This window comes from Bradyrhizobium sp. AZCC 2289 (assembly GCF_036924615.1).
In the GTDB taxonomy this organism is placed as follows: Bacteria; Pseudomonadota; Alphaproteobacteria; order Rhizobiales; family Xanthobacteraceae; genus Bradyrhizobium.
The window spans coordinates 1,853,301-1,866,268 of the sequence record NZ_JAZHRY010000001.1; the positions used below are offsets into that span (position 1 = coordinate 1,853,301).

A 12,968-nucleotide genomic window follows, 5' to 3' on the forward strand; every position below is an offset into this window, starting at 1 on the left:
TCACGAACGAGGTCGAGCGCAGCGGTTGAAAAGTTCGGTTCAACCGCTGGAGGATTTCTAACGCCACGGTCTAGGGGGCCCGCCAATCGGCCTGATTTGCCGGTCAGAGCTGCGTCGTATCCAGGTCGATGAAGTGCCCGGCGTAGGCGCGCGGACCTACCGTGAGGTTCTTCGGATCGCTGGATCGCGCTCGATGTTACCCGATCCGCTTTTTTGAACGGTACTGATAATTACGATACTCGCTTGCTATCGCTGAAGAGTCCGACGCCACGCGCCCGGACTTACGCCGACCGTCTGCCTGAAAGCTCGCGTGAGGTGACTTTGGTCGCTGAAGCCGCAGTCCGCGGCCACATCCGATAACGACAGCCCGTCATCGCGCAGCTTTTCCTTCGATAGCGCGACGCGCTGCTCGATTAGCCACTGGTGCGGCGCCATACCCAACGTGCGACGAAAGGCATGCGAGAAATAACCCACTGACAGGCCGCACTCTCGCGCTACCTCTTTGAGCGCCACACTGCCCTTGAGGTTGGCGCGAAGAATTTCCTTCGCGCGTCGCTCCTGCCATGGCGCAAGCCCACCCCGGGGCGGCTGCGACATTGGCCGCATGCCGCCATAGGTCTGAGCAACATGCACCCCGACCCCCAGCAGGACGTGGTCGAGAAACAACGGGTTGACTTGGTCGGGATGGCTGAGCGCCGGCAGCAGCAAGTTCCCCAGGCAGGAAATCGTGACGTCGTTGACGCCCGCGCCGGGCTTATAGCTCAGATCGCCAATTCGCGGCGCATTGGCCTCGTCTGCGATCGCGTCCAGCGCCGCCCGCGGCAGATAAAAAACCAGAGTGTGATAGGGCTTGTCGAGCAGAGCACCGGGCCCTCGTTTCAGGTCATAGAGACAACTCTCGCCAGCCCGCAAGTCGGACACCTGCGTTCCTCGGCCATCCTCCCAATGTTCGCGATTGGGAAAATCGCGGAGGTGTAAACCGACGAGAAAAGCATCTTCCCGCTGAATCGAACCGCGCATTTGCGGCAGCGGATTATCGCATCGAACCTCTGTAACTGCTATATCCGCCGTGCGTAATACGCGAGTAGCGATCGCCGGCGCGTTTTCGACTCGCAATGCCTCGCCAAGCCGTCGTCCATAAGCCTCGGTCATCACTCGCTCAATAGCTCAAAGGGCCAAACTGTAGATCCGCATTTTGTAGCTCCTTGGATTGGATGTCGAGGTGTAAATTCTTGTGAAAATCTGTTGTCAGGGCGCGATCACAAGCGCCAACCTCCGATCGCTGGCCGGGCGGCACTCGACAGGCTATCGCAGGAGCATCATGCTGAGCCTGAAACGCGGCTGCCGAACGTGCACCTAGGTATAATGGCTGGTCCGGCGATCGCCGACTATGCAGCAGCCTGACCGAGCGGCGAGACGAGGCTTGCCAGGAACTTCGCTGCCGGCGTGTGTCTGAAGCCGTAACTGCGCATCGGGTGGCCGACGGCGCGCCAAGTCCGCGGCTCGAACGCGCCCGGCTTTGGGAATTCGTCGCCTTCGAGCGTCGAGTTGGTGACGATCGGCGGAAGGTCGCTCAGCCAGCGTAATCAGCCCAACGGTTATGAAGAAGGAGTTCTCGACCGTGACCCGAGCCCTGAAAATCGCTCCGTCGGTTCTCGCTGCCAACTTCGGCCGCTTGGCTGAAGAGGTGCGCGCGATCGACAAGGCCGGAGCCGACTGGATCCATCGACATCATGGATGGGCGGTTCGTGCCGGAAATCTCATTCGGTCCCGGAATCGTGAAAGCGATCCTGCAAAATACCCAAAAGGCGCTCAATCTGCACATGATGGTGGTCGAACCCGAGCGAAGCCTGGAGCGCTACATCGTCGCTGGTGCCGACCATATTCTCGTTCAAGCCGAGCCCGGCTCAACCGTCCACCTCCACAGGGTACTCAGCCAGATTCGCTCGCTGGGTGCTCGCCCGGGCGTCGTCATCGATCCGGCCACGCCTGTCGCCTGGATTGAGTATGTCTTGCATCTGGTCGACATCGTGCTGGTGATGACGGTCAATCCGGGTTTTGGCGGCCAGCTCTTCCTTCCCGAAATGCTGCCAAAAATTGCCGAGCTTCGCGCGCGATGTGACGCGCGCGGACTTGCGCCTTATATCGAAGTCGATGGGGGACAGGACTCTGCTGCGGTCCGCCGGACCATTGAAGCGGGCGCCGACGTGATCGTCGCGGGGACTGCGATCTTTGGCGCGCCGGACTATGCGGCGGCGATCGCTTCGTTACGCGAGAGCAGTCTGCGAGCTTGATCGATCAATTTGTCGCCGCAAGAATGCACTCAAGGATCGCGAAGAACTCGAGCAGCTTACCGCGCGTGACCTTGCGGCTGAACACCATCGCGCCCTGCGCGTCCGCGCCGTGCACATGAAAAACGTTCTTGGCGATATCCAGACCAATTGTGATAACCTGCGACACGGACGCCTCCCTCAGTGGTGCTTCAACACCTCCACTTTGGCACATCGATGCCGTCGGGGGGCGTCCACCCCATCAGCTTTAGGCGACCTTCGAGGCTTCTCCGTCGGCCAGACAAATTTCCGTGACGCGCAGACTGTGGCGCGTGATTCGGGAAGGGAAAGCGTCCTTCAGGCGCTCCTCGTGAACGGGAATGACGCGTCGTGCTTCGTAGGCCACGCTTTTCATCATCGCTTCCGTAGCGAGCACGAGGTTAGTCTGGCTGCCAACACCCAGGCCAACTGGCGTGTACATCGTTTCCACCCCGACCGCGCCTCCGTCCGACGCCAGGTTACCAAAGTCATAAATCAGGTCGCCGGCGAGGATCCAGCGGTCGGCCGATTGGGCTGAGCCGTCATTGCGCACTTCGATCCACATACTGCCGAACGTATGGCTGTCGAAAGCCGGATGCAGGTCGATGCCCGGCAACGCATCCATCATTACGCCATCCACACACACAAGGCGCCCATCCTTGGCCAGCTGGACGCAGCGGAGAATGTCGTTCGGATCAACCGCGATCATCATCCAGCGCATACGCTCGGGTAAGGACATGGCCCAGACCCATTTGGAGACCTCCCGTTCTTGAATGTAGAAGCGGGCATTCGGGAAATCTTCGCTGTTACCGAAGTGATCGAAATGGGCATGGCTGACAAAGACGGTATCCACATCCTCAGGGGTCAGGCCAATGTCGGCCAGCACCTCCCGCGGAGAGTGCCAATTGGTCAAGCCGAACTTGTCGGCGAGTTGCTTCCCATAGGCCTTGTTATCGTAGCCGACATCGACCATTGCCGTGTGGCCGCGCCCTTTGATCACGACATAGCAGAAGGGAAGCTTCTTTGTTCCCTGATTATGGGCGCCGTAGAGAATGCCGCTTTTGTTGAAATCCTCCGCGGCCGCATATTCGAGAACCCAGATGGAATAGTCGGCCATCTTTTTCTTCTGCTCCTTTGCTCCGCGAGCGCCCTGTCTTGGGCTCGGCGCAGCTGCAGCAGCTGCTTCCAAAATCTACCATGGTCATGGCAAAACGAGTGTCAGAGGCCTTGTGCAGCAGAGCCTGAGCTACCTTAAGGCGGCGATGCGCCTCCTCCCTCTGGTCTACTTGACGCAAGCCGTTGACCAGGTCGCGGTGTACCTGCTCGAGCTGGTGCGCTGCTTCCTGGAGGCTGCGGTGGTAATTGACTGCCCCCGCGGGTAGGCGCACTGAGCCAAGCAACTCGACTGTTTGGCGCAACTGGTCGGCCGCCACCGCCATCACTTCCAAATCCGGGCAATTGGCGCGCGGGCTGCCATAGATCAACAACAATAGGCCGGCATATTGGCCGAGTTGGCTCTTCAATGCCTCATACGCGGGACGGACCGCCAGGCCGTAGACAATAATCTCATCCCCGAGAGATATCGCCAGGACGTCTCCAGTCATAGTGTCTGTCATGCCATCCGGCACCTGTCGGTCCGAGCAGTCGAGCCGATGGATGACAGCCTTTTCATCCAAGATATTAAGCCAGGAGCCCATCCCAATCCTCGACCCACTCATATTGGGCGGCCAATATGGTTGGGGTGAAGCTTCAGCAGGTCTCTGGCCTGGACAAGGTCAGGACTGTCGAATCCCTCGGTAAATTCGGAATAGATGGATGAAAGCAGAGTAAGCGCGTCCGCCTCCCCCTTTTGGGTCAAGGAAAGCTTTGCGAGACTGATCGCGGTCCGCAGTTCCCAGGCACGCATGCGATGGGCACGGGCTTTCTCAAGCGAACTCCTGAACAGCTCTTCTGCCAATTCAGAGGAATTTGCCGTCTCTGCCTGAAGCAAGAGTTCGCCCTTGATGCGAAGGATTTCGGGTAAGCACCATCCCTCCTGGCCCCGCTCGCAGCGGGACAAAGCCTCGTCGATAACGGTGAGCCCGTCGTTCGCACGTCCTGCTTTGCCGAGGAGGTCAGCATATTCGGCTAAAAGGAACGTATAGCGGAGTCCGAAGCCGGTGGTTTTCAGCTCATCGAGAGCTGCCGCCATTCCCTGTATTCCGGAAGCGAACTGGCCTCGCCGCGCCGCCAACAGGCCCTCGAAATATCGTCCCCATGCTCGCCACGGCCCGAGACCGTGTGCGGCGCAATGGCCGGTAAGCATCGAAACGTACCGCTCGGCAGTCGTGAGGTCTCCCGTCAAAAGAGCCGTCGGGCAGGCTGTCGTACTGAGGGCGTAGCCGAGTGAGAGCGCGTGATTGATCGATTGAGCCTCTTCGACCGCCCGCGTTGCGTTCTCCATCGCTTGATCCGAATAGCCTTGTAGAAACAGGATAGCTGAGAGTGGTACGCGGGCTGCAACGCGCTGGTCATATTGGAAGCGGACGTGATCCGACCGTCTCGTCGGAACGACGTAACTTCTGAGCATGCCCTCCACATACTCTCGCGCCTCGCTTTGGCGGCCGAGCATATGCAAGGCAAAGCCCAAAAGGCGGTTACCTGCCTTTAGATCATTGGGATTGGAAGAAGTCGCCGCGACCCTGCGAAAAATCTCGGCCCGCCCCAAAGCCGTCGGGAAATTGCCTTCGTTGAAGGTGGCAACGAACAATCCCCAAACCGCCCTGAGCTGATAGTCAGTATCTCCAAGGCTCGTCGCGAGCGCGAATGCCATATTCAGCGCCTCTTCGATTTGAGGGCCTGGGCCTTTGGTGTAGATCATCGACAGCCCCGAAGCAGCGAGCAGTCTCATTCGCCGATGAGTGTTGTTCACCGACAGCCAGGATGCGTCATCGGCGCGGTTCAGTGCCGTACACACTGATTCGCGGCATTCGTTGAGGAGGGAAAGGTGCATCCATAGGGGGATAGCGGCCGCCGCCAATTTAACGACGAGCTGTCCATTGCCCTCGGGCGAGAGTGACCAGCGCAAGGCAGCGCGGATATCGTCGATCATTGGGCCATAAAGCGCGACCCACTCGGGGGTGCTTATTTCGTCCCAGTCTTCTTCGGCTTGGATAAGGAGTTCGACAATACGCTCGGCGTGGCGACACGACAGCAAACATAGATCACCGGCGTCCCGCAGCTTCGCGAGCGCATAGGCTCGGGTGCTGTCGAGCAGACGGCATCTAATCGTCGGTCCGGTCACGTCGATCTGCAGCAATGACTTTTCAGACAGGCTCGCAAGACCGTCCATGCAGGCGTCTTTGCATAGATGGTCGGTTGTCGCGACAGACATCGCGCTTTCCATGCTAAACGCCGCTTTGAAGATCGATATCGCGCGGAGGATAGCCTGCTCATCCTCCGTCAGAAGGTCGTAGCTCCAGTCTAATGTCGCATACAGGGTCTGATGTCGAGGCAACGCGGTGCGGCGGCCTTCGCTGAGCAAGAGCAACCGGTCGTCAAGCCGCGCAGCCAGTGCCTCCGCACCGAATAGATTAACGCGCGCAGCAGCGAGCTCGATCGCAAGCGGGAGCCCATCCAGTCGGCGGCAAAGGCCCACAACTACAGAGGCGTTCTCATCCGAAAGCTCGAAAGAATCACTGACGGCTGAAGCTCGTTCCGCGAACAGCTGAACGGCTGAGAACTTCAGGGCGAACTCCGCGGTGATGCCTGGCTCAGACTTTGGCAGATCCATTGGCGCTAGATGATGAATCCACTCGCCCTCAGCCCGCATGGCCTCCCGGCTTGTCGCCAGGATGCTTATGTTCGGCGCAGCTTTCAGGACATCTTCGGTCAGACTTGCTGCCGAGCCAATCACGTGCTCGCAGTTGTCGAGCAGGATCAGCATGGACTTATCCTGGAGATAAGCGATCGTGCTCGGAAGTGGGTTGTCGGACGTGATCGAAAGCCCGAGTGCGCTTGCGAATGCCGTTGAGACGAGTTGGCTATCGGCAAGGGGTGCCAAGTCGATAAATCTAACGCCATGCTCGTAACGGCTGGCGAGCTTAGGGGCGATCGCTAGGGCGACGGTGGTCTTGCCGATTCCTCCTGGGCCGACAATGGTGACGAAACGGTGTTCAGCCAGCAATTCGCTGACTGTCGCCACAACATCATCCCGACCGATTACGCGGGTTATCCGCGTGGGCAGATTTGATGCAGACGGAGTTGATGCGATCTTCGCTTCGGAGAAAGGCGCAACATTGAGGCATGATACCGGCGCTGTGAAGCAATAGCCTCTGCCTGGTATGTTGACGATGTACCGTCTGCCATCCCGCCCGTCACCCAAAGCCTTCCGGATTGCGGCAATATTTACCCGGAGATTCGTTTCCTCAACAAACGTGTCCGGCCAAACTTCCCGAATGATCTCTTCCTTGGTCACGACGCCGCCGGCACGCCGAACGAGGAGGGTCAGAATGTCGAGAGCTCTGCTGCGCAGTCTTAGCGGGCACTCATTCTCAAAAAGAGCTTTCCTGAGCGGTGCGAGCCTGAAGGGGCCAAAGGACAAGATCGTATCGGGTTGAGGGCCCCCGAGATCAGTCGTTATTTTGCTAACCCTCGCTGCGACGTTGGTCATCGGGCCGCGTCACGAAAGCAGGAAGGAAGAAGACAAGACATTGTGCGAGTCATTTGCGCGGCTGAGCTTGAACGCCGTGGTGCCTTAGAAATCCTGTCGCGACATCTCATGGTCTGTTCCTTCCCACACGCCGAATTCCTAAATGAATAGAAATCTTCCAAGGAGCAATGCAGGGCGTTGTTTGTATGTCGCGATAGCCCACTTCGGAGATCAGCGTCGTATTGGGGTCGAGTTTGATGGTCGCGCCCGGGAGGGCCACGCCGTGTTCCTTGACGGTGGCGCCGGCGTCGAACAGGAGCACGCCCGGCCCAAGATTCGCATAGAAGTGCGACGGCGATGGATCGGTCAGGGCGTCCTCCAGAGCCACCCCAAGGTCGCCCGCCGAGGCTTCGCCGGCGCGGGCGCCTCCGGCCGCGACGGCGGCAAGCGCGAGGCCGCCGCGGACCCTCCGCCGCGTGCGGCAAGGTCCCGACCGCTTGATCATGACCTGAACTCCGCGGCTCACATATTCGGATAGCTGGGGCCGCCGCCGCCCTCGGGCGGGACCCAGGTGATATTGCCGTTGGGGTCTTTGATGTCGCAGGTCTTGCAGTGGACGCAGTTCTGCGAGTTGACGACGAACTTCAGATCTGGCCCTTCGCCAACCCACTCGTAGACGCCGGCCGGGCAATAGCGGGTCGAAGGGCCGGCGAAAATGTCGTGCTCGGATCGACGTTGCACGTCGCCGTCCAGCACGTGCAGGTGGACCGGTTGGTTCTCCACATGGTTCGTATTGGAGAGGAACACCGACGACAGACGGTCGAAGGTCAGAGCGCCGTCGGGCTTCGGGTAATCGATCGGCTTGAAGGTCTTGGCCGGTTGCAGCGTGGCTGAGTCCGGATGCCCATGATGGAGCGTGCCGAACAGGCTGAAGCCTAGCGTGTTGGTCCACATGTCCACACCGCCAAGCCCGACCCCCACGACGGTGCCCAGCTTCGACCACAGGGGCTTTACGTTGCGGACCCGCCGAAGGTCCTTGCCGATCGCCGAGCCCCGCCACTGGGCTTCGTAGTCGGGCAGCTCATCGTGGGCGCGGCCGGCGCCGATCGCGGCGGCGACGTTCTCCGCCGCTTGCATGGCCGACAGCACCGCGTTGTGACTGCCTTTGATCCGCGGCACGTTCATGAAGCCCGCGGCGCAGCCGATGAGCGCGCCGCCTGGGAACACCAGTTTGGGCACCGACTGCCAGCCACCCTCGGTGAGCGCGCGCGCGCCGTAGGCTATGCGTTTGCCGCCCTCGAAATTCCCGCGGATCGCCGGGTGCGTCTTGAAACGCTGCAGCTCTTCGAACGGGGAAATCCAGGGGTTGCGATAGTTGAGGTGAACCACGAAACCCACCGACACCAGCCGGTCGCCCCAGTGGTAGAGGAAGGAGCCGCCGCCAGTCTTGAGGTCGAGAGGCCAGCCGAAGCTGTGCTGGATGAGCCCGGGCCGATGGCGGTCTTCGGGGACCTGCCACAGCTCCTTGATGCCGAGGCCGAATTTCTGCGGGTCCCGGCCGGCGTCCAGGCCGAACCGCTCGATCACGCGCTTGGACAGGCTTCCCCGCGCCCCCTCGGCGAAGAGCGTATATTTGCCGCGAAGCTCGATCCCGCGAGTGAAGCCGTCGCGAGGCTCGCCATCCTTTCCGATCCCCATGTCGCCGGTGGCGACGCCCAGGACTTCGCCCTTGTCGCCGTGGAGGACCTCCGTCGCGGCGAAGCCGGGATAGATCTCGACGCCAAGCGCCTCAGCCTTCCGTCCGAGCCAGCGGCAGACGTCACCGAGCGAAACGATGAAGTTGCCGTGGTTGCTCATCAGCGGCGGCATCAGGATGTTGGGCAGCCGCACGGCGCTGCCAGCGGTCAACCAGTAGAACCGATCGTCGAGGACGGGCTGCTTGAACGGATTTTCATCATCTCGCCATCCTGGCAGCAGGGCGTCGATGCCGATCGGATCGACCACCGCCCCCGACAGGATGTGGGCGCCGACCTCCGACCCCTTCTCCAACACGACCACGGAAAGGTCTGTCGAAAGCTGTTTTAGCCGTATCGCCGCCGAAAGGCCGGCGGGGCCAGCCCCGACGATGACGACGTCGAACGCCATGGACTCGCGCGGCGGTAAGGGTGCGGACATCGTAAGGTCGCTTTCTGGCTAACGCCGCGTGGGGGGTTAAAAGGCGTCCGCCGGCAGCGCCATGGTGCTCGCGGACCCCGACTGAATGCGGGCCAGGCGCATGGCGGTCTCGGGCAGCATCCGTTCCATGTAGAACCGACCGGTGACGAGCTTGGCGTTCAGGCGCTGGGCCGCGTCGCCGGCCGCCTGCGGCAGCTTTGCGCGCGCCGCTTCGACCATGCGGCACCACATGAAGCCGAAGGCCACCAGGCCGAACAGGTGCATGTAGTCGCAGGCGCCGGCGCCCGGGTCGTCATGGTTTGCAGGCCCGTTCTTGGCAAGCCAGCCGGTCGCCTGCTGCAGGTGACGCAACGCCTCCTGCATCGGCTTGGCGTAGGACGACAGGCCTTCATCCTTCGCCGCCCCGGCAAGGTAGGCTTCGACCTCGGCGAAGAAGGTCTTCACCGGCCGGCCACCGTCCAGGCCGATTTTGCGCCCGACCAGGTCCATGGCCTGCACCCCGTTCGCGCCCTCGTAGATCTGGTTGATCCGGGCGTCCCGCACGAATTGTTCCATGCCGTTCTCGGCGATGTAACCGTGGCCGCCGTACATCTGCTGGGCCAGTACGGCGTTCGTGAAACCGCCATCGGTGCAGTAGCCCTTGATCACGGGCGTCATCAACGCGAGGTGATCCTCGGCCTGTTCCCGCACGGCCGGGTCATCCGATCCTTTGGCGATGTCGTGCTTGAGGCCGGTCCAGACGATCAGCGCGCGGGCGCCTTCGGTCAGGGCCCGGATCGTCATCAGCGAGCGCCGCACGTCCGGGTGGACGATGATCGGGTCGGCCGGCTTGTCAGGGAACTTCGGTCCGGTGAGCGAGCGGCCCTGCAGGCGCTCCTTAGAATAGGCCGCCGCGTTCTGGTAGGCGACTTCGGAGATCGCCATGCCGTGGATGCCGACGCCCAGCCGGGAATGGTTCATCATCGTGAACATGGCCTTGAGGCCGTGGTTCTCTCCGCCCACGATCCAGCCGGCCGCGTCGTCGAAGTTCATCACGCAGGTGCAGTTGCCGTGGATTCCCATCTTGTGTTCGATCGAGCCGCAGGACACCTGGTTTCGCGGGCCCAGCGCGCCGCCGGCCTCAAGGATGAACTTGGGGACAACGAACAGGGAAAGCCCCCGCGTGCCCGCAGGCGCGCCCTCGATCCGCGCCAGGACCAGGTGGATGATGTTCTCGGCCATGTCGTGTTCGCCGGACGAGGTGAAGATCTTCGTCCCGGAGATCCGGTAGGAGCCATCGGCCTGTTTGACGGCCTTGGTGCGCACCATCCCCAGATCGGTGCCGCATTGCGGCTCCGTCAGGTTCATCGTGCCGGTCCATTTGCCGGCGATCATGGCGGGCAGGTAGGTGGCCTTCTGTTCGGCTGATCCGTGGATGATCAGGGCGTCGACCGCCCCCTGCGTCAGGCCCACATACATCCAGAACGCCAGATTCGCCGAGGCGAGGAACTCATTGACGATGTTGCCGATGACGCCAGGTAGCGCCTGACCGCCGTATTCCACGGGCGCCGAGATGCCCATCCAGCCGCCCTCGGTGAGCTGGCGGAACGCTTCCTTGAATCCGGTGGGCGTGGTGACGCTCGCGTCGTCGTGACGCGTGCAGCCTTCCATGTCGCCGACCCGGTTCAGCGGCGCGATCACCTGTTCGCAGAGCTTGGCCGCCTCGGCCAGGGTCGCCTCGATGATGTCGGGGGACAGGTCGGCGAACCCTGGCAGGTTCGCGTAGCGGTCGATGTGGAAGACGTCGTTGATGAGGAACAGCGACTCTTCGACGGGGGCTCTGTAGGTCGGCATGTTGATCTCCGGTGGATGTCAGGGACGAGCGCGGTCGTCGGCGACGACGGCGGACTATTTATTTGCCGATGGCGGCGAGTTCCCGGTCGAGCTCGGGCAGAGCCGTGTACAGGTCAGCCACAAGGCCATAGTCGGCGACCTGGAAGATCGGCGCGTCGGCGTCCTTGTTGATCGCCACGATCACCTTGGAGTCCTTCATGCCCGCCAGATGCTGGATGGCGCCCGAGATCCCGATGGCGATGTAGAGGTCCGGCGCCACGATCTTGCCGGTCTGACCCACCTGCCAGTCGTTGGGCGCGTAGCCCGCGTCCACCGCGGCGCGCGAGGCGCCGACCGCGGCGTGCAATTTCTCGGCAAGCGGCTCGATCAGCTTGGTGAAATTCTCGCGGCTCTGGAGCGCCCGACCGCCCGAGACCACGATCCTGGCGGCCGTCAGCTCAGGACGCTCGGACTTGGTCAGCTCCTCGCTGACGAAGGTCGAAATCTCGGGTGACGCGACCGGCCCGAGGGTCTCGATCGGCGCCGCGACGCCGCCGGCGGCCGCCGGCGGGAAGGCCGTGGTGCGGACGGTCATGACCTTCTTCCCGTCCTTGGACCTTACCGTCTCAATGACATTGCCGGCGTAGATCGGCCGCTCAAAGGTGTCAGGCGAGAGCACGTTCATCACATCGGAGATCTGCATGACGTCCAGCCCCGCGGCGACCCGCGGCATCACGTTCTTGCCGCTCGCCGTCGAAGGCGCGAGGAAGGCGTCGTAGCCGGCGGCCTGCGCGATGATTAGGGCCGCCAGGGGCTCCGGCAGCATGTGCTCGTATTGGGGCGCCTCGGCGTGCAGCACCTTTGCGACCCCATCGATCCGCGCCGCAGCCTCAGCCGCAGCGACGCAATTCAGGCCGGCGACCAGGACATGGACGTCCCCGCCCAGCAGATGGGCCGCGGAGACGGCCTTGGCCGTGGAGTCCTTCAGGGACGCGTTGTCGTGATCGGCCAATACCAGGCTTGTCATTGGAAAACTCCCGCTTCGGTCTTCAGTTTGCTCACCAATTCGGCGACGGAGCTGACCTTCACGCCGGCTTTGCGGTGAGGCGGCTCGGCCATCTTCAGGACTTCGAGGCGCACGCCGGTGTCCAAGCCCAGGCCGGCCAGCGGCTTGCGCTCCAGCGGCGCCCGCTTGGCCTTCATGATGCTGGGCAGGCTCGCATACCGCGGCTGATTGAGACGCAGATCTGCGGTCACGATCGCCGGCAGCTGCAGCCTCACGGTCTGGTGGCCGCCGTCCACTTCACGGGTCACAACCACGTCGGCGGCGTTCACCTCGATTTTAGAAGCGAAGGTGCCCTGCGGCCATCCGAGGAGCGCCGCCAGCATCTGGCCGGTCTGGTCGCAGTCGTAGTCGATCGCCTGCTTGCCCAGGATGATCAGGTCTGGCTTTTCCTCCGCGGCAACCGCGGCAAGCGCCTTGGCCACCGCCAGCGGCTCGAGGTCTCCATCGTGGGTGAGCAGGACCGCGCGCGTGGCGCCCATGGCCAGGCCGGTCCGCAGGGTGTCCTCCGCCGCGGGGGGGCCGATGGAGATGCAGACGACCTCGCTCGCCACGCCCTTTTCCTTAAGACGCACGGCTTCTTCGACGGCGATTTCATCGAAGGGGTTGATCGACATCTTCACGTTGGAGAGGTCGACCCCCGAGCCATCCGGCTTGACCCGGACCTTGGCGTTGAAGTCGATTACACGCTTCACGGGGACGAGAATTTTCATGTCTTCGGCTCTCCTGCGATCTGGATCGTGTTAACTCAAAGTTCGATCGTGATTATGCCGCGCAAGCCGATGATCATCTTTGATGAGACTGTCGTCTCTGGAAAGATTCTGCTTCTAACTCCACGTCTGAAAAGCGCGACGCTTTCGCCACCTTTGAAAACAATCGCGAACCAGAACCAGCTCGAGCGCAGCGGTTGAAAAGGTTCGTGCGACCGCTGGCGGAATTCTAACGCCACGGTCTAGCAATCCCGAACTCAGCGTTGATT

Annotated in this window: 10 protein-coding genes and 1 pseudogene; 1 reads left to right on the plus strand and 10 read right to left on the minus strand. The window is 61.8% G+C overall.

Annotation, left to right across the window (positions count from 1 at the left end):
- Positions 1–246: 246 nt before the first annotated feature.
- Positions 247–1,152 (minus strand): helix-turn-helix domain-containing protein, encoded by a 906-nt coding sequence (locus tag V1289_RS09065; protein WP_334407356.1) that lies wholly within the window; start codon positions 1,150–1,152, stop codon positions 247–249.
- Positions 1,153–1,600: 448 nt separating this feature from the next.
- Between V1289_RS09065 and rpe the strand changes: the two are divergent.
- Positions 1,601–2,294, plus strand: a pseudogene (rpe, locus tag V1289_RS09070) (ribulose-phosphate 3-epimerase).
- 4 nt (positions 2,295–2,298) lie between these two features.
- On the opposite strand, the gene V1289_RS09075 reads toward rpe, so the two are convergent.
- The 9 genes from V1289_RS09075 to V1289_RS09115 form a co-directional block, all read right to left on the minus strand.
- Positions 2,299–2,460 (minus strand): hypothetical protein, encoded by a 162-nt coding sequence (locus V1289_RS09075; RefSeq protein WP_334396627.1) that lies wholly within the window; start codon positions 2,458–2,460, stop codon positions 2,299–2,301.
- 78 nt (positions 2,461–2,538) lie between these two features.
- Positions 2,539–3,426, minus strand: coding sequence for an N-acyl homoserine lactonase family protein (locus V1289_RS09080; protein WP_334396628.1), 888 nt, complete (start codon positions 3,424–3,426; stop codon positions 2,539–2,541).
- On the minus strand, positions 3,344–4,006 hold the full coding sequence (locus V1289_RS09085; protein WP_334396629.1) for a hypothetical protein: 663 nt from the start codon (positions 4,004–4,006) through the stop codon (positions 3,344–3,346). The genes V1289_RS09080 and V1289_RS09085 overlap by 83 nt, the downstream gene beginning before the upstream one ends.
- Positions 4,007–4,023: 17 nt before the next feature.
- On the minus strand, positions 4,024–6,960 hold the full coding sequence (locus tag V1289_RS09090; RefSeq protein WP_334396630.1) for an ATP-binding protein: 2,937 nt from the start codon (positions 6,958–6,960) through the stop codon (positions 4,024–4,026).
- A 106-nt stretch (positions 6,961–7,066) separates the two neighbouring features.
- Positions 7,067–7,444, minus strand: coding sequence for a hypothetical protein (locus tag V1289_RS09095; RefSeq protein WP_334396631.1), 378 nt, complete (start codon positions 7,442–7,444; stop codon positions 7,067–7,069).
- A gap of 17 nt (positions 7,445–7,461) precedes the next feature.
- Complete coding sequence (locus tag V1289_RS09100) at positions 7,462–9,114, minus strand: electron transfer flavoprotein-ubiquinone oxidoreductase (RefSeq protein WP_334396633.1); 1,653 nt, start codon at positions 9,112–9,114, stop codon at positions 7,462–7,464.
- Positions 9,115–9,150: 36 nt separating this feature from the next.
- Positions 9,151–10,947 carry an acyl-CoA dehydrogenase C-terminal domain-containing protein gene (locus tag V1289_RS09105; RefSeq protein WP_334396634.1) on the minus strand — a complete coding sequence of 599 codons (1,797 nt, stop codon included), beginning with the start codon at positions 10,945–10,947 and terminating at the stop codon, positions 9,151–9,153.
- A 58-nt stretch (positions 10,948–11,005) separates the two neighbouring features.
- Positions 11,006–11,953 (minus strand): electron transfer flavoprotein subunit alpha/FixB family protein, encoded by a 948-nt coding sequence (locus tag V1289_RS09110; RefSeq protein ID WP_334396636.1) that lies wholly within the window; start codon positions 11,951–11,953, stop codon positions 11,006–11,008.
- Complete coding sequence (locus tag V1289_RS09115) at positions 11,950–12,702, minus strand: electron transfer flavoprotein subunit beta/FixA family protein (protein ID WP_334396638.1); 753 nt, start codon at positions 12,700–12,702, stop codon at positions 11,950–11,952. The genes V1289_RS09110 and V1289_RS09115 overlap by 4 nt, the downstream gene beginning before the upstream one ends.
- Positions 12,703–12,968: the final 266 nt, after the last annotated feature.